14 protein-coding genes, 1 tRNA gene and 1 pseudogene are annotated in these 17797 nt (G+C 63.1%); 3 read left to right on the forward strand and 13 right to left on the reverse strand.

All coding sequences use genetic code 11. The features are described 5' to 3' along the window. Window positions 1-105: 105 nt before the first annotated feature. Complete coding sequence (locus OKW45_RS28655) at window positions 106-1542, forward strand: chloride channel protein (protein WP_026225656.1); 1437 nt, start codon at window positions 106-108, stop codon at window positions 1540-1542. 223 nt (window positions 1543-1765) lie between these two features. Here OKW45_RS28655 and minE read toward each other — a convergent pair whose 3' ends face one another. From minE to OKW45_RS28685, 6 genes are all read right to left on the reverse strand, one after another. Next, a complete protein-coding gene (gene minE / locus OKW45_RS28660) occupies window positions 1766-2020 on the reverse strand; it encodes a cell division topological specificity factor MinE (RefSeq protein ID WP_008922443.1) in 255 nt (84 codons plus the stop codon). A gap of 14 nt (window positions 2021-2034) precedes the next feature. Beyond that, window positions 2035-2850 (reverse strand): septum site-determining protein MinD, encoded by an 816-nt coding sequence (minD, locus tag OKW45_RS28665; protein WP_018419744.1) that lies wholly within the window; start codon window positions 2848-2850, stop codon window positions 2035-2037. A 104-nt stretch (window positions 2851-2954) separates the two neighbouring features. Further along, window positions 2955-3797 (reverse strand): septum site-determining protein MinC, encoded by an 843-nt coding sequence (gene minC, locus OKW45_RS28670; protein WP_018419743.1) that lies wholly within the window; start codon window positions 3795-3797, stop codon window positions 2955-2957. 208 nt (window positions 3798-4005) lie between these two features. Then, a complete protein-coding gene (locus OKW45_RS28675) occupies window positions 4006-4539 on the reverse strand; it encodes a GNAT family N-acetyltransferase (protein WP_026225655.1) in 534 nt (177 codons plus the stop codon). Between the two features lie 92 nt (window positions 4540-4631). Beyond that, window positions 4632-5417, reverse strand: coding sequence for a type I methionyl aminopeptidase (map, locus tag OKW45_RS28680; protein ID WP_026225654.1), 786 nt, complete (start codon window positions 5415-5417; stop codon window positions 4632-4634). Between the two features lie 337 nt (window positions 5418-5754). Next, complete coding sequence (locus OKW45_RS28685) at window positions 5755-6027, reverse strand: helix-turn-helix domain-containing protein (RefSeq protein ID WP_429472493.1); 273 nt, start codon at window positions 6025-6027, stop codon at window positions 5755-5757. A 63-nt stretch (window positions 6028-6090) separates the two neighbouring features. On the opposite strand from OKW45_RS28685, the pseudogene OKW45_RS28690 reads away from it, so the two are divergent. Next, a pseudogene (locus tag OKW45_RS28690) lies at window positions 6091-6303 on the forward strand (methyl-accepting chemotaxis protein); the annotation flags it as partial. A gap of 137 nt (window positions 6304-6440) precedes the next feature. On the opposite strand, the gene OKW45_RS28695 reads toward OKW45_RS28690, so the two are convergent. From OKW45_RS28695 to OKW45_RS28710, 4 genes are all read right to left on the reverse strand, one after another. Further along, window positions 6441-8048 carry a hypothetical protein gene (locus tag OKW45_RS28695; protein WP_429472495.1) on the reverse strand — a complete coding sequence of 536 codons (1608 nt, stop codon included), beginning with the start codon at window positions 8046-8048 and terminating at the stop codon, window positions 6441-6443. A gap of 736 nt (window positions 8049-8784) precedes the next feature. Next, window positions 8785-8875, reverse strand: a tRNA-Ser gene (locus tag OKW45_RS28700). Window positions 8876-9069: 194 nt separating this feature from the next. Then, complete coding sequence (serS, locus tag OKW45_RS28705; protein WP_018419735.1) at window positions 9070-10365, reverse strand: serine--tRNA ligase; 1296 nt, start codon at window positions 10363-10365, stop codon at window positions 9070-9072. Between the two features lie 64 nt (window positions 10366-10429). Continuing rightward, window positions 10430-11743, reverse strand: a complete 1314-nt coding sequence (locus OKW45_RS28710) for a replication-associated recombination protein A (RefSeq protein ID WP_429472497.1) — start codon at window positions 11741-11743, stop codon at window positions 10430-10432. 212 nt (window positions 11744-11955) lie between these two features. Here OKW45_RS28710 and cytX point away from each other — a divergent pair, with 212 nt between their 5' ends. Further along, window positions 11956-13272, forward strand: a complete 1317-nt coding sequence (gene cytX / locus OKW45_RS28715) for a putative hydroxymethylpyrimidine transporter CytX (protein WP_429472499.1) — start codon at window positions 11956-11958, stop codon at window positions 13270-13272. 513 nt (window positions 13273-13785) lie between these two features. Here cytX and OKW45_RS28720 read toward each other — a convergent pair. The 3 genes from OKW45_RS28720 to OKW45_RS28730 form a co-directional block, all read right to left on the reverse strand. Further along, complete coding sequence (locus OKW45_RS28720; RefSeq protein ID WP_084754041.1) at window positions 13786-14016, reverse strand: hypothetical protein; 231 nt, start codon at window positions 14014-14016, stop codon at window positions 13786-13788. Between the two features lie 333 nt (window positions 14017-14349). Further along, on the reverse strand, window positions 14350-15093 hold the full coding sequence (gene lolA / locus OKW45_RS28725) for an outer membrane lipoprotein chaperone LolA (protein WP_018419731.1): 744 nt from the start codon (window positions 15091-15093) through the stop codon (window positions 14350-14352). 151 nt (window positions 15094-15244) lie between these two features. After that, window positions 15245-17554: a DNA translocase FtsK gene (locus OKW45_RS28730; protein ID WP_429472501.1), complete on the reverse strand. Its 2310-nt coding sequence runs from the start codon at window positions 17552-17554 to the stop codon at window positions 15245-15247. Between the last annotated feature and the right edge of the window lie 243 nt (window positions 17555-17797).

The following is a 17797-nucleotide window of genomic DNA, read 5'->3' on the forward strand; positions in this document are numbered from 1 at the left end:
GATATCCGCCTCACGATTCACTTCACTTCATTATTTCAAACATCTTTCACGTATTCTGGTTGGTCCCGCACGCTTTATACTTGGCCCTTTGCACGAATCTAATTCATGTCCCGGCCCTTCCCTTCCCGTTCGCCCGCTGTCATGCGTCACGCAAAACGCCTGTGGCGGCAATACGGCATCTTCTGGCTCGGTGCCATCGCCGTCGGCCTGGTCGCGGTGCTGTATGCGCGTCTGATCGACTGGGGGTATGACGCGTTTCTCCATGTCCGGCAGCGGTATGTGTGGGCGCCGCTCGTGATCACGCCCGCGGTCGCCGCACTCGCGGTCTGGCTCACGCGCAAGTTCTTTCGCGGCTCCGAGGGCAGCGGCATCCCGCAGGTGATCGCGACGCTGCACATGAAACAGCGCGGATACGGCACGCGGCTGCTGTCGCTGCGAATTCTGCTCGGCAAAATCGGCGTGTCGTTTCTCGCGATTCTCGGCGGCTTTACGATCGGCCGTGAAGGACCGACCGTGCAGGTCGGCGCCGCGCTGATGTTCAATCTGCGCCGGTTCTATCCGCGCTCGAATGCGCAGATCGAACGGCAGCTCGCGTTGGCGGGCGCGGCAGCGGGTTTGTCGGCGGCGTTCAATACGCCGCTCGCGGGCGTCGTATTCGCAATCGAGGAATTGACGCGCAGCTTCGAGGCGCGCACGAGTGGCGTGCTGATCACGGCGATCATCATCGCGGGTGTGGTCGCACTCGGCCTGAACGGCAACTACACGTATTTCGGCACGATCCAGATCGGCGCGCATTTTCCCGATCTGCTCGCCGTCGCGGTGGTGCTCACCGCGATCGTGACGGGAATCGCGGGCGGTATTTTCGGCTGGCTGCTGCTCAATACCGCGCGCTGGATTCCGGAACCGCTGCGTCAGTTGCACGGCGAGCGGCCGGTCGTGTTCGCCGCGCTGTGCGGCTTCGCGATCGCGGTGGTCGGCGTGATCTCGGGCGGCACGACGTTCGGCAGCGGCTATACGGAAGCGCGCGGCCTGCTCGAGGGACACGAGCAGTTGTCGGTGTTCTATCCGTTCCTGAAGATGATCGCGATGGTCGGCTCATACCTGCCCGGCATTCCGGGCGGCATCTTCGCGCCGTCGCTGTCGATCGGCGCGGGCTTCGGCAATCTGCTGCACATGGTGTTCGATTCGATGCAATTGCCGATGCTGATCGCGCTCGCGATGGTCGGCTATCTGGCCGCAGTCACGCAGTCGCCGATCACCTCGTTCGTGATCGTGATGGAGATGATCGATGGCCACGCGCTCGTGATTTCGCTAATGGCCACCGCGTTGATCGCGAGCCGAGTGTCCCGCCTGTTCGCGCCGCCGCTCTATGAGTCGCTCGCCGAGCGCTACGTGGCGCCGCTGCCGCAGCCCACGCCTGCGCCAGTGCCGGAAGTGCCCGAGGTCGAGGTGCCGGAAGCGGAAAGCGAGGACGGCGAGCCGCGCGCCGACGATGCCGCAGACGACATCACGACGGATACCTCCGACTCGCCGCGTCAGTAGATGCGCGAGGGCGACGCGAGGCTGACGTTGCGCGTGTAACGGCACCGCTGGAGTGCAACGGTCATTTCGACAGGGAAATGGCGAGCGCCGTGGAGATGCGAAGAGATGGCTTCAGACAGAAGCCCGAGAACGAGCCGAACGCCGCACGGCATCGCATCGCTCCGACGCGACGCCATGCGACGTCCTGCACATGATGCGAGATGGACCGCGGTCCATCCGAAGCTCAGGCCTGCGGTATTTCGATCTTGACTTCGAGCACTTCGAGATCGTCCTGACGCTCGAGACTGACGCGTATGTCGTCGTCGGAAATCTTCACGTACTTCGAGATCACGGCCACCAGTTCGCGTTGCAACGCAGGCAGATAATCGGCGGGCGCATGGCCGCCGGCGCGCTCGTGCGCGATGATCAACTGCAGGCGTTCCTTCGCTACCGACGCGGACTTCTTTTTCTCGCCCAGCAAAAACGAAAGAATCGACATTACGTGCGCTCCCCTTACTTGGTGCCGAAGAGGCGCTGCAGCAGCCCGGGCTTCTGGTAATCGACAAAGCGAAGCGATTTCTGCTCGCCGAGGAAACGCGACACGACGTCCTTATAGGCTTCGGCCACATCGGTGCCGTCCATATGCACGGCCGGCAGACCCTGGTTCGACGCGTGCAGCACCGCTTCCGATTCCGGAATCACGCCGATCAGATCAATGCGCAGAATTTCCTGGATGTCGGTCAGCGACAGCATTTCGCCTTCGCTGACGCGCTTCGGGTTGTAGCGGGTGATCAGCAGGTGCTCCTTGATCGGTTCCTTGCCTTCGATCGCGCGCTTGGTCTTCGACGACAGGATGCCGAGAATGCGATCGGAGTCGCGCACCGACGACACTTCCGGGTTCGTCACGATCAGCGCTTCGTCGGCGAAGTGCATCGCAAGCAGCGCGCCCGACTCGATACCGGCCGGCGAATCGCAGACGATGTATTCGAAGTCCATCGCGATCAGATCGTTGATGACCTTTTCGACACCTTCCATTGTCAGCGCGTCTTTATCGCGCGTCTGCGAGGCCGGCAGAATGAACAGGTTCTCGCATTTCTTGTCTTTGATCAGCGCCTGATTCAGATTCGCTTCGCCCTGGATCACGTTGATCAGGTCGTACACGACGCGGCGCTCGCAGCCCATGATGAGGTCGAGGTTGCGCAGGCCGACGTCGAAGTCGATCACCGCGGTCTTGCTGCCGCGCAACGCGAGGGCCGACGCGAAGCTCGCGCTCGTGGTCGTTTTGCCCACGCCACCCTTGCCCGAAGTCACCACAATGATTTTTGCCATTACCCTTACCTTGTGTTCATCAAATGCGTCAATTGGTGCGCGGCCCGCCTCGCCGTGAAACGCCGCGTGCCGCAATCGCTCGGGGCAGCGCGTTTCGCGGCGCTTTACGTGAGCCGCAGCGGTTCGATCATCAGTTTTTCTTCTTCGAGCCAGATCTGCACCGCCTTGCCGAGCACGTCGGCCGGCAGCGGGTTCTCGGTCGTTCGATAGATGCCCGCAATCGAGATCAGTTCCGGTTCGAGACACGTGCAGAAGATGCGCGCGTCGTGATTGCCCTGCACGCCGGCCAATGCCCGGCCGCGCAGCGGCGCGTAAATGTGGATGTTGCCTTCCGCGATCACCTCGGCGCCATAGCTGACCAGACCGAGCACGACCAGATCGCCTTTTGCGTAAATACGCTGCCCCGAGCGCAACGGCTTGTCGACCACGAGCGTTTGCGGCGACGTGGCAAGACGCACCGGCTCGGCGGCAGGCGTGGGTTCGACGGCAGCGGCCGTGCCCGTGGCCGCACTGGCGGTTGCGGATGCAGAGCTGGCGGACGCGCTCGTGCCCGCGCTTGCCTCGGTGCCTGCTGCCGCGTTTGCCGCGCTCGCCGTGCTGTCCTCATCGGCCTGCTTCGCCGGCGCGCCGCGACGATCGCGCGCTTCGAGCAGCGGCAATCCCGACTCCGTCGCCCACTGTTGCTCCGCATTCGCGACCACGCCGACCGGACGCATGCGCACGCTGTCGAGCAGTTGCGCGATGTCGGCGAGCGGCACGCGTTCGTTGCCGGCGAGACGCCGCACGTCGATCGCGACGACGTCGTTAGCGAAGAATTCGGGGGTCGCCTCGAAGCGTCGCGTCAGCTCGGCACGCATCGCATCGAGGTCGGTCGTTTTGACCACGAACATCAGCGTGTCGACAGAGCCGCTGCGCAGTTCGAAAAAGGGCGATTTCTTGGGCGACATAGCGTTCGGCGAAAAATTTTGCGTATTTTACAGGCGTACACGCGCGCGGCCACTATTTTTCCCGGGAGAATCGGTGCTCGCGCGCGCGAGCAACGCGTGTCGTCGATGCGATCGACGCGCGACGGTGCGAAAGAAACGCTGGCCGGAAAAAGACCGTGATGAAGGGACGGCGAAGACGAGCGGCGCGCGCGACGCGCCGCTTGGGCGATCACTGCTGTAACACCTGCGAAGTAGTCGGCACGTGCCGCACCAGCAGACTCTCGACCTGCTCGGGTGCGCGCTCGACGCGCCGGTGCTCGCCGGTCGGGCCAAAGCCGAGCGCTTCGTAAAAGCGCATCGCGTTGCGGTTCGCGTCGGCGACCCACGCGTAGATTTCCGTGGCGCCCGCATTTGCGAGCCAGCTGCTCGCGGTATCGACGAGCAGCTCGCCGCCGCGCAGATGGCGCACGGCCGGCGCCACCCACAACTCGCAGACGAACGCGCGGCGCGCCGCGGTGTCGTCGAAATGCGCCTCGATCAGCCCGGCCGGATGGCCCTCGGTATAGAGCAGGAATGTACCGACGGACTGCGAAACCGCGTGATTCGCCGCGGTCGCGTCGAAACTGGCGGCATCGGCCGACAACGCGTCCTCGAGCGTCGCGCCGAAGGCGTACGGCGCCTCCCGCAGCGAGGCAGTGCGGAGTTCGCGAAAAACGGCGCCCTGATCAGCAGTGATGCGGCGAACGGTCAATGACGGACTCATGCAGACGAAAACCCCTGGAAACCCTAACGCGTAGCTTTAACCGAACCGGCCGGCGAGTCAAATTTATTATTGACCACAATAGGCGGTTCCGCTCACGGCGCGTCGTAGTCGCCCGTGCCGTCCGGCCACGGCGTCAGCAGTTCATAGCCGTCGTCGGTCACGGCGACCATGTGCTCCCACTGCGCCGACAGCGAGCGGTCCTTCGTGATCACGGTCCAGCCGTCGCGCTGCACCGACGTGCCGGCGCGGCCCGCGTTGATCATCGGCTCGATCGTGAAGACCATGCCCGGCTTCAGACGCGCCCCCTGTCCCGGCTGGCCGTAGTGCAGCACCTGCGGGTCCTCGTGATAGACCTTGCCGATGCCGTGTCCGCAGTAGTCGCGCACGATCGAGAAGCCCTCGCGTTGCGCGATCTTCTGGATCGCGTGGCCGACGTCGCCGAGCGTCGCGCCCGGCTTCACCTCGCGGATGCCGGCCACCATCGCCTCGTAGGTCGTGTCGATCAGCGCACGCGCGACCGTGCTCGGCTGGCCGACGCAGTACATGCGGCTCGTGTCGCCGAAATAGCCGTCCTTGATGATCGCGACGTCGATGTTGATGATGTCGCCATCCTTCAGGATCTCGTTGCGATTCGGGATGCCGTGACACACGACATGATTGACCGACGTGCAGACGGTCTTCGGAAAGCCCAGATAGCCGACGTTGGCCGGAATCGCTCTCTGCGTGTGGACGATGTAGTCGTTGCACAGCGCGTCGAGGTCGTCGGTGGAGACGCCAGCCTTGATGTGCTCGCCGATCATTGCCAGCACATCGGCCGCGAGGCGGCCCGCAATGCGCAGCTTCGCGATATCGTCGGGAGTCTTGTAGGTAATGGCCATGAATTCAGTCGATGTGAGTCGCGGGTCAAGCGCGAGATGACCCGCCGCGCCCGAAAGCCCGGCGGCCCGCAACCGCCACTCGATCGGGCGATTTCGGGCAATTGTACAGAGGATCGCGGATGGACCCCGCGCAAATCGGCTGACGCGGTGCGCGGGAGGAGGCGGTGGCGCTATCGGAGCTATGCCGTGGCGCGCGCCCGAATCACAATGACGGGCTTTTGCCCGGCCAGCTTGCAGGCCTGTTCGTTCAGATGGACTAACGGCAAAGGGACTCGAACGATCATCGAGCCGGACATCGTGATCGTTCAGTTTCCCGAACTAAATTTCGGGCGTCCCGTCATGCCGCCCGCTGCGTTCCGCCCTTCGCCATATCGTACGGATCACGCTGATTGCGGGCGTACTGCTTCGGCGCCATTCCCGACCAGCGCCGGAACGCGCGAATGAACGCCTTCTCCGACGCATAACCGCCGCTCTCGGCGATTTCGATCAGACGCCGCCGCGGATCGCGCAGCGCACCGCTCGCAAGGTACATGCGATAGGAGGTCAGATCCCCGAGCGGCGTGTCGCCGAACAGCTCGACGAAGCGCGCGCTAAAGCGCGAGCGCGACATGCCCGCCGCCGACAGCGATTCGACGGTCCAGTTCCGCTCGGGCTGCCGATGCAGCAGATCGAAGCGGCGATCGCGCGCGTGACCAGCATCGTCGGTGAAATTGCGCAGGCATCGCGTGAGCAGAGCGATGGGATTTAGCAGGTGAGCATCGCGATCACGCAGATGGACGAGGTCACGCAGCAGAATGCGGCGCTCGTCGAGGAAAGCGCGGCGGCGGCTGCGTCGCTCGCGGATCAGGCGCGGGCGTTGAGGGAGGAAGGGTTTCGGGTGGGATGAGACGCCCGTCCCCTCGCCTCGATACGCTGAAGGTAAGGGTTGGGCGCCGCTGTCAGGCCCGGCGACGTGCTGCCCTTGACACCGGGCAGCACCGATTCCCACTGACGCGCAGGGCCGCTTGCGTCGATATCCGCGGCTTAGTTGTCGGGATGGGCGGCCGTGAAGCTTTGGAACGCACTGTACGACGGATTCAACGGCGAGCCGTTCATCACGATGCCGAAGGTCTCGTTGCCGCTGTCGAGCACGTAATACATGACGCTTTGGATATTGTGCGTCTTGCGGTTCTGATAGAACTCGCCGAGCTTCGTCGTGATGTAGTTCCCACGATAGGTCTCAGTTTGCTCCGGTCCGGTGTTCCACTCGGTGACGATGAACGGCACGCCATACCGGGCCTTGCAATAGATCGGCAGATCGAAGCCTGGCTGCGCGCCGTCCGTCCCGAGGTCGAACAGATCGCCATACACCTCGTAGTTGTGCCACGTGGTGATGTCCCAGCGCACGGTCGGGTGACCGCCGCTACCATCCGGTTGCATACCGTCCCACAGCGCGTCCGCCGCGCCGACATCGTTCACGCAGAAGTTGATGCCGCATTTGGCGTTGGACTGAACCGACTTCACGCCGTCGATCATCCCGCGCATCACGCCGCGCATCACCGGCCAGTTCGCGTTGTTGAAGTCCGACGCCCTTGTGCCCGCACAGGTGAAGTCGAGCACGGTGGCGTTCGTCCGCGTCAGCTCATTGCCGCATTCGTAGATCGTGACGCCATACGGCTTCAGTGCGTTCGCGATGCCCTGAGCTACCGCGTAACCCTGGCTGTAAGCGGCATTCTCGCCAGCCATCAGGTTGCCGTTGGAGTCGTAGACGCCCTGACTGATCAGCACGATCAGCGTCATCCCCGCCGACTGGAAAGCCTGCGCGAGCCCGATCACCGCGTTCAACTGGGTCGACGTGTTGGTGCAGCCGACGCGATAGCTCGTGCAACCCATGCCCTTCAGGATCGACACGATCTGTTGGGGCGTGTAGTTGTAGTCGAAGTGACCGTTCATGCCGTAGAACATGCCGGCGGACGGTGCGATCGCGATGCGCGGATCGTTACAGGGCAACCACTGGCCGGCGGTGTCGTTGTTCACGTAGAACTGGCCACCCGAGCCGCAATGCCAGATCTTGCCGCCGTACCACAACACGAGCGAGACGTTGTACGTATCGCCGACCGTCGCCCCGTTCCGGTAAATGACGCCATTACTCAGCGTCCAGATCGCGCCGGACTTGTCGATGATGTACGGCGAATCGGGCAGCGAGGTGCCGTCGGCCGAGGTGCCGCCAAGGCGCGGGTCGTTGCAGCCCGTCCAGCCCGAGCCCGTCCATTGGTAGAACTGACCACCCGTACCTTCGTGATAAATCACGCCGCCGTAAAACAGCACGAGCGAGACGTTGTAGGTGTTGCCTGCTGCCGACCCGTTGCGGTAGACCGAACCTCCGGAAAGAGTCCAGACGTTGCCGGAGTTGTCCGTGATGGACGTGGCGGGCGGCATGGAGATGCTGTTCGGGTCGCTCGTCTTCGCAGTCGGCGTTGTATTGCTCGATGCACCGGACGCACCCGAAGCTGCCGCTGCACCGGAAGCACCGGTCGCGGCGGCTGCCTTGCCACTCGCGTTCGATGACCCACTGCCCCCACCACACGCGGCCAAAAGATAACTTGCGCTCAGGGCCGTGAGGCCCCCAATGAATTGACGTCGTTTTATCATCGCGGAGTAATTCCAAAGGTCGGGAAAATTCCCGATAAAAAGACCAAAAGGTGAATTCGCTGTGATTCGGACGGACAATGAATAAGGATTCGCTGCAAAAAATTTGCAGGCCTTAAAAAACTGTTGTCCTGAAGTGCTTAGAACGCACGTCTGTGTTGTCCGATTGAACCGATGCGCGAAGTGCTCCTCGCGGTGATTCAGATTGACAGGGCTGGGTGCGCGTTGGTTCGCAAACGTTTGCGGTGCGAACCCTTTACCGATTCATTGCCGAAGCTTTCATTTTTAGGAAAATCCTTCCTGTAAAAGCTTCTGACGGCGTAAATCGTACCCTGAACGAATGACCGAGCCCACCCAAAAATCGTATTTATTTGTAAAAAAGGCACTTCTTGCGGAGATCTGTGGGGTCGGCGAAGATTCGCACTTTCACAAGTCGATCGGGGGGCGGGTCACCCGCAAATTTTCTGACTTCGACCCCTTATAGCGTGCAATAGCCACGCCCCGAGTATTCCGATATATGAATTAGGGGACCGTGCAGCACGGATGACTTAAGATACTTGTATGGAAATGAGATGAAAAAGACCACGAGCAACGAATGGCTCATGTAAAAAATTGAAACAAAGGATTTCGCCAAAATAGAAATGATGCTTGAATAATTTCGAATTGCCTTGGCAAAGCCGTTCGAGAATTCAAAGCAAAAAACCCCTTGAACTCGGTGAAATCAAGGGGTTTCAGAATTTGGCGGAAAGGGTGGGATTCGAACCCACGGTACGGGGAAACCGTACGCCTGATTTCGAGTCAGGTACATTCGACCACTCTGCCACCTTTCCGGGTATTCCAACTCGTTACTTCTTCGTCGGATCCAAGCGGGCCGTTGCTTGGGAGAAAAAGATTATATCAGCTCGAACAAGTTTTCCAAGCCCCCGTCGAAAAAACTTCTGGAAAATTTTCGCGGGACCTCGATGCCGTTCGCGGCATCGTCAGACACGCGACGACACCGCGCCTGCAGGCGCATCGGCGACGCTCAGGCCGCCGGCACTTGCAGCCGCTCGACGCCGCCGAGGTAAGGCCGCAGTGCCGTGGGCACTGTCACCGAGCCATCGGCGTTCTGGAAGTTCTCGAGCACCGCGACGAGCGTGCGGCCCACCGCGAGACCCGAGCCGTTGAGCGTATGCACGAGCTCTGGCTTGCCCTGCGCGTTGCGGAAGCGTGCCTGCATGCGTCGCGCCTGGAACGACTCGGTATTCGAGCAACTCGAAATCTCACGATAGGTGTTCTGCGCGGGCAGCCACACTTCGAGGTCGTAGGTCTTCGCTGCGGAGAAGCCCATGTCGCCGGTGCACAGCGTGATCACGCGATACGGCAGTTCGAGCTTTTGCAGAATCGCCTCCGCATGGCCGACCATCTGCTCGAGCGCGTCGTACGATGCGTCTGGCGCTACGACCTGCACCATCTCGACCTTGTCGAACTGATGCTGGCGGATCATGCCGCGCGTGTCACGGCCATACGAGCCCGCTTCCGAGCGAAAGCACGGCGAGTGCGCGGTCAGCTTGATCGGCAGCGTGTCCGCTTCGACGATGCTCTCACGCACCGTGTTCGTCAGCGAAATTTCCGAGGTCGAGATCAGGTACTGCGTGACCGTGTTTTCACCGCCGCCCTTTTCGACGCGGAACATATCGTCCGCGAACTTCGGCAGCTGGCCCGTGCCGTACAGGATGTCGGGATTGACGATGTACGGCGTGTAGATCTCGGTATAGCCGTGCTGCTGCGTGTGCGTGTCGATCATGAACTGCGCGAGCGCGCGATGCAGCCGCGCAATCTGGCCGCGCAGCATCGTGAAGCGCGCGCCCGACAGCTTAGCGCCGGTCTCGAAGTCGAGGCCGAGCGGCGTGCCGACGTCAACGTGATCCTTGACCTCGAAGTCGAACTGACGCGGCGTGCCCCAGCGGCGCACTTCGACGTTGCCGGCTTCGTCGTTGCCGACCGGCACGCTTTCGTGCGCGAGATTCGGCACGTCGAGCAGCAGATCGGACAGACGCTTCTGGATGTGTTCGAGCTTGACCGCCGACGCCTTCATCTCGTCGCCGATGCCGCCGACTTCGGCCATCACCGCCGACGTGTCTTCGCCGCGTCCTTTCATCGCGCCGATCTGCTTGGACAGGCTGTTGCGGCGCGCCTGCAGTTCTTCGGTACGGGTCTGGGTATCGCGGCGCTCCGCTTCGAGCGCGGTGAAGGCCGCGACGTCGAGGGTATAGCCGCGGTCGGCGAGGCGCTTTGCGACGCCGTCGAGGTCTTTGCGCAGCAACTGGATGTCGAGCATGGGATGGGACGGATGTTCGTTGTATGAAAACGCGATTTTAACGCACCGGCAAAGGCGAAACGCCTCAAGCCTTCTTCGGCTTGTTGTCGGCGCGCCACCGCGCATCGAGCTCGCCAAGGCGCGCGAGCTTCTCGCCGATCTTGCCTTCGAGACCACGCGGTGTCGGCTCGTACCAATGCGGCTCGCGCATGCCGTCAGGCAGATAGGTTTCGCCGGCCGCGTACGCATCGGGTTCGTCGTGCGCGTAGCGGTAGTCGTGGCCGTAGCCGAGTTCCTTCATCAGCTTCGTCGGCGCGTTGCGCAGATGCACCGGCACCGCGCGCGACTGGTCCTTGCCGACGAAGCGCCGCGCCTCGTTGTACGCGTTGTACCCGGCATTCGATTTCGGCGCGACCGCCAGATAGATGATCGCCTGCGCAAGCGCGAGCTCACCTTCGGGCGACCCCAGACGCTCGTAGGTTTCGGCGGCGTCGAGCGTGATGCGCGCGGCGCGCGGGTCCGCGAGGCCGATGTCTTCCCACGCCATGCGCACGATGCGACGCGCGAGATAGCGCGGGTCCGCACCGCCGTCGAGCATGCGGCAGAACCAGTACAACGCGCCGTCCGGGTTGCTGCCGCGCACGGATTTATGCAGCGCGCTGATCTGGTCGTAGAAGGCGTCGCCGCCCTTGTCGAAGCGGCGCAGATTCTCCGCGAGCGCGCTGCCCAATAACGCGCCGTCGATTTCGGTGGTCTTCTGCCGGGCGGCCGCGCGCGCGACGATCTCGAGGTTGTTCAACAGCTTGCGGCCGTCGCCGTCGGCGGATCCGATCAGCGCGGCGCGCGCTTCGTCGGTGAACGTGAGGCCGCCGAGTTCCTTCCGCGCGCGCTCGAGCAGCTCGCCCTGTTCGTCGTCGGTCAGGCTTTTCAGCACGTAGACGGCGGCGCGCGACAGCAATGCGCTATTGACCTCGAACGACGGATTCTCGGTCGTCGCGCCGACGAACACGAACAGGCCCGACTCGACGTGCGGCAAGAACGCGTCTTGCTGGCTCTTGTTGAAGCGATGCACTTCGTCGACGAACACCAGCGTCTGATGGCCGTTCGCGCGATGGATCTGCGCGGTTTCGACCGCCTCGCGGATATCCTTCACGCCCGACAGCACCGCCGACAACGCGATGAACTGCGCGTGAAACGCATCGGCCATCAGCCGCGCGAGCGTGGTCTTGCCGACGCCCGGCGGGCCCCACAGGATCATCGAATGGGCCTCGCCCGATTCGAACGCGACCCTGAGCGGCTTGTTCGCACCGAGCAGATGCGACTGGCCGATCACTTCGTCGATATTGCGTGGCCGCAGGCGTTCGGCGAGCGGAACATTGGCACGGGTTTCTTCAAACATGACGTTTTGGGGATAATCTCGGCTTTCCGGGGCACGCACCGCTTCGGAGCAGCGCCTCGCGGGACAGGCGCAAAGCCCGCGCCCGGCCGGAAACACAGGCACGAACGCGGGCAACGTCCTGCATTATGACAGTGACGGCGGCCAGGCGATGGTCGACCCGGGGCGCCGGCAACGCAAAGAATCACAGCACCACCAACAGGAACGAACATCAGATGGCTCAAGATTCTGTCGCCGGCGACGCCGGCTCCACCTACGCGCCGCTCACGCCGGTGCCCGATGCGCGCCGCGCGTTTCGCACCGGCGACGCGTTCGCGCTGTGGTTCTCGCTCGGCATCGGCCTGCTCGTCGCCCAGGCGGGCGCGCTGCTGGTGCCGGGGCTGTCGCTGCCGCATGCGCTCGTCGCGATCGTGCTCGGCAGCGTGATCGGCGTCGTGCTGCTCGCGCTCGTGGGCGTGATCGGCACCGACACCGGGCTCGCGGCGATGTCGTCGCTGCGTCCGACGCTCGGCGTGCGCGGCGCGTCGGTGCCGGCCGTGCTGAACATGGTGCAACTGGTCGGCTGGGGCTCGTTCGAGGTGATCGTGATGCGCGATTCCGCCGATGCGCTCGCGAAACAGGCGTTCGGCCTGTCGATGCCGCTCATGTGGACCGTGATCTTCGGCGTGCTCGCGACGCTGCTCGCGATCAGCGGCCCGCTGTCGTTCGTGCGGCGCTTTCTGCGCAAGTGGGGGATCTGGCTGCTGCTCGCGGGCGCCGCGTGGCTTACGTGGAACCTGCTCGCGCGCCACAATCTCGCGGACCTGATGCGTCGTCCCGGCACCGGCGAGATGTCGTTCGGCGGCGCGGTCGACCTCGTGGTCGCGATGCCGCTGTCGTGGCTGCCGCTGATCGCCGACTACACGCGCTTCGGCCGCCGCGCCGGCGAGACGTTCCGCGGCACGCTATACGGCTACGGCATCGCGAACATCTGGTTCTATGCGCTCGGCGCGGTCTATGGGCTCGCGGCCGGCGGCGGCGATGCATTGCTGACCGGCGCGCTCGCGCAAGCGGGCGGCGGGTTTGCGCTGCTGCTGATTCTGATCGACGAAATCGACAATGCGTTCGCCGACATCCACTCGGCCGCGGTGTCGACCGGCACGTTCTGGACACGCGCGAGCGTGCCGTTGCTGTCGGCCGCGTTCGGTGCGCTGTGCACGCTGATCGCGCTGCTCGTGCCGATGGCGAAGTACCAGAACTTCCTGCTGCTGATCGGCTCGGTATTCGCGCCGCTGTTCGGCGTCGTGCTGATAGATCACTTCATCGTGCGCAAGCGTCGCGTCGACGCCGCGGTGCTCGCCGATGTGCGCGGCCGCTACGGCTTCTCGGGCGGCTGGCACCTGCGCGCGTTCGTCGCGTGGGCGATCGGCATCGCCTCGTACCAGGTGATCAATCAATGGCTACCGAATGTCGGCGCGACGCTGCCGTCGCTCGCGATCAGCGCGGTATGCTATTACGCGTTCGTATCGGCGCGCAAGACCGCGTATGCGTGAGCGCGTCATCCTGAGCGCGTTGCATCAGACGCAGCTGTCACAAAAATAAAAAAGACCTGCAATCCATATGCAGGTCTTTTTTTGTGACCGTCGAACGGCCAATCACAGTGCGCGCGGCGGGCTATTTTTTCGCCGCTTTGCGTCGACGCGATTCGGCCTTGCGACACAGATCCGTGAGCAGCCAACGGGCGACAGTCTCCGGCCGATTCGGCGCATACGAGGCGAATTTGCTCTCGTTCGCGAAATGGACGACGACGGTGCCCGTCATTACGCGATAAGCTCCGGCGTAGTTTATGCCGTCCAGTTCCACACTTAGCGCGTGGGTGGTTTCATATTCCGCGAAAGTCAAAATAATGCGATATCTCGAAACGAGACATTATCGCTACGATTTTTCGGGAGTCAAAGAAATATGCAATTGGTTGCATATTAAATCATCACCGGCGGTAATAGTTGCGTCTTCCGCTCTAAAACCCAAATAACGGGCTGCCGAATACGTTAGATAACCTGACTGCCTTACTGCCGTTCAAGCGGAACCGCCGGCGTATCGGCGAAACGCTCAAGCGCGCGATTGCCTTCCCGATGGGCTTCGGCCTCATCGATAAAGGTTTTTTCACTATATGCAACGACCTTGAAACCACTTCCGGCCGCGCGCGGAACCGTTATTCCCCAATGCCACCCGCCCTCCTGCTGAAACACATGGAGGGATGGGGACAAGCGTGAATCGTGTGAAGAAGACAATCTCATGACATGCCTCACCTTTCCAGACATCTGAAGCGACAACCAGTTTCGATCAGTTTAGGCGTTATTTTGTTGCGTCGCAGCAAAAAAATTGTTAGAGATTGCGCACCCAATCCTGGAAAATGATCGGACGCGTCAAATCCAGCCCATGAGCAACGCCGGTCTTTCCAGTCTCGCACTAAATCATTACGTCTGCCGGTACGACGATTTCATGTTCGTCGCGGCGCCGGGCGCGCATCCCCAAGCAATCCACGCGCCGCGAAATAAAAAGCCGCGCTCGACAAGCGCGGCTTCGCGGGCGTTTGCAAAGGCGCCACGTGTCGGCGCCTACCGCGCGGTTTATCCGTTGATCACATCCGCGCCCTTCGGCACCGTGAACTTGAATGCATCGAGCGGCAGTTGCGGATTTTTCTGGATGTTCGAGAACGTGAGCAGCGTCACGTTACCGAACACGTCGTGCAATTCCATCGCCTCGAGATTGCCGTCCTTGAAGCCGATGCCGACGCGCTCGAACTGCGTGTCCTTCGCCTTCGGCGTCAGTTCGAGCCAGTCGATGCCGGCCTTCACGCCCGCGTCGCGCAGCGAGAAGTTCTTGTCCAGATCGTTGCTGCCGAACAGGATCGCCGCCGGGCTTGCGCCGAGCGCGTTGCCGAGCGGGCGCACCGTCACCTGGTTCAGATCCTTGTCGTAGACGTAGAGCTTGTCGCCGTCCGCCTGCAGCAATTGCGAGTAGGGCTTCTGGTATTGCCAGATGAACTTGCCGGGCCGCGCGAACATGAACGTGCCGCTCGACGTGGTCGGCCTGGCCGGGTTCGCGGTGGACAGCGCGCCGCTCGCGCCCTGCGCCTTGCTCGGCGCGCGCACTTCCTGCTGCACGAAGGTGCCGCGCGCCGAATGGACCTGCGCGATGAATGCCTTCAGTTGCTCGGTGCCGCTCGCGAACGCGTGCGAGGCGACGAGCAGCGACGCACCGATCGCGACACTGCCCACGGCGCGCGCGATCTTGCGCATGCCGCGGGACACGCGCTCGCCGAGGCGGCCCGCTCGACGCTGTCGGGCATCCTGCTGCGCGATTGCTTGCATAGGTTTTTCTCCCTTGAATGAATTCGGTGATGGGCTGCGCCGGCTCGATGCACTCGCTGCACCCAGAGCGACTGGCCCGGCGTCGAGCCGAAATGGCGCACCCGACGGTGCACGCGGCGTCGCTCGCGATGGCCGCAATGGCTCGTTGCGGCTATTCCGCCTCGCGCGCCGGCGCCAGGATCTCGCGATTGCCGTTCGACGACATCGCCGACACCACGCCCGAATTCTCCATCTGTTCGAGTAGACGCGCCGCCCGGTTGTAGCCGATGCGCAGGTGCCGCTGCACGAGTGAAATCGACGCGCGGCGATTCTTCAGCACGACGTCGACCGCCTGATCGTACAACGGGTCCGACTCGCCTTCGGTGGACGCGGTTCCCGCCGAGCCTTCGTCGCCCTCGCCGCTCACGCCGCCTTCGAGAATGCCCTCGATATAGTTCGGCTCGCCCTGCTCCTTGAGCTTGTCGACGACGCGATGCACTTCATCATCCGACACGAACGCGCCGTGCACGCGCACCGGCAAACCGCTGCCTGGCGGCAGATAGAGCATGTCGCCCATGCCGAGCAGCGACTCGGCGCCCTGCTGGTCGAGAATCGTGCGCGAGTCGATCTTCGACGACACCTGGAACGCCATACGGGTCGGCACGTTGGCCTTGATCAGGCCGGTGATCACGTCGACCGACGGACGCTGCGTAGCGAGAATCAGATGGATGCCGGCCGCGCGCGCCTTCTGCGCGATCCGCGCGATCAGCTCTTCGACCTTCTTGCCGACGACCATCATCAGGTCGGCCAGTTCGTCGATGACGATCACGATGTTCGGCAAACGCGTCAGCGGTTCCGGATCGTCCGGCGTCAGGCTGAACGGATTCGGCAGCTTCTCTTCGCGCTTGGCCGCTTCGTCGATCTTGTTGTTGTAGCCACCGAGGTTGCGCACGCCGACCTTGCTCATCAGCTTGTAGCGGCGCTCCATTTCGGCGACCGCCCAGTTCAGCGCGTGGCCCGCCTGGCGCATGTCGGTGACGACCGGACACAGCAGATGCGGGATGCCTTCGTAGACGCTCATCTCGAGCATCTTCGGATCGATCAGGATCATGCGCACCTGCTCGGCGCTCGCCTTGTACAGCAGCGACAGGATCATCGCGTTGATACCCACAGACTTGCCCGAACCAGTCGTGCCGGCGACGAGCAAATGCGGCATCTTCGCGAGATCCGCGCACACAGGCTTGCCGCCGATGTCCTTGCCGAGACCCATCGTGAGCGGCGACGCGGCATCGGCATACACGGCCGAGCCGAGGATTTCGGACAGGCTCACGGTCTGACGGCGCTGGTTCGGCAGCTCCAACGCCATGTAGTTCTTGCCCGGAATCGTTTCGACGACGCGAATCGACACGAGCGACAGCGAGCGCGCGAGATCCTTCGCGAGATTAACGATCTGACTGCCCTTCACGCCCGTGGCCGGCTCGATTTCATAGCGCGTGACGACGGGCCCCGGATACGCGGCGACCACGCTCACGTCGACACCGAAGTCCTTCAGCTTCTTCTCGATCAGGCGCGACGTGAATTCGAGCGTGTCCGCGGAAATGGTTTCCTGCGCGGCCGGCGCGGGGTCGAGCAGCGAGATGGGCGGCAGCGTGGAGTCGCCGGGCAGATCGGTAAAGAGCGGCACCTGGCGTTCCTTCTCGACACGCTCCGACTTCGCCGGCGTGGCGAGCGGCGGCACGATCACCACGGGCTCGTGCTCCTCGATGCGCACGCGGCCCTTCTCGACCTTGCCTTCGCGCTTCACGGCGGCCGCTTCGCCGAGCTTGCGATCGAGCCCGGCCTCGCGGCGCAGCTTCGCGAACGTCACCGCGGAAATGATCGATTCGCCGACCTTCTCCGCGACCGACAACCACGAAAAACGAAAGTACAGCGACAGCCCGATCCCGAGACCGAGCAGCAGCGCGAGCGTGCCACCGGTGAAGCCGAGCGCATGCGAGATGCCGCGCGCGACAGCCTCGCCGATCACGCCGCCCGGCGCGCGCGGCAACTGAACCTTCAGCGACCACATGCGCAGCGCCTCGAGGCCGTTGCACGACAGCAGCACGAGCATGAACGCGAACGGGTCCGCGAGCCAGCTGACGCCGCGCGGCGCGTCGTTGTCCTGCGGCTCTTCGTTGCGGGTGATGCGCCTGTAGTTCGCGGAGATGTGGCGGCCGAGCAGCACGATCCACCAGTAGGCGGACAGGCCGAACAGCAGCAGCAGGATGTCGGAAGTCCACGCGCCGACGCGGCCCGCCCAGTTCGAGATATGGTCGACCTGCGCGGCATGGGTCCAGCTCGGGTCGTGCCTGCTGTAGCTGACGAGCGACATCAGCAGGAACACGCCGAGGGCCACCTGCAGAATCCAGCGGATTTCGGTGAAGAGGCGCGACATGCGGTGCGGCAATGCCTGCGCGCTCGCGGTATAGGGAGCTTTTGCCATTGATCCTGTTGCCTGGGGTAGCCGGTTCAGGCTGAAACTGCCGCCGGGAACGCGGCCCGAGCCTCGCCGCGCACGGCTTCGGGCCCGATCCCGGCTACCGGAAACTTCGATCCGGGCTATTGTAAACGCTGTCTCCCGCGCGAGGCTGTAAATGACGGTAACTTGACTGTTTGACCACAGACGCATGCGCGAGGCGCGCTGAATTCGTCGTATCGCGCCGCGGGCTCGCCCCGAGCGCCCACG

The sequence above is a fragment of the Paraburkholderia lebeckiae genome (genome assembly GCF_050436225.1).
GTDB classification, from domain to species: Bacteria; Pseudomonadota; Gammaproteobacteria; order Burkholderiales; family Burkholderiaceae; genus Paraburkholderia; species Paraburkholderia tuberum.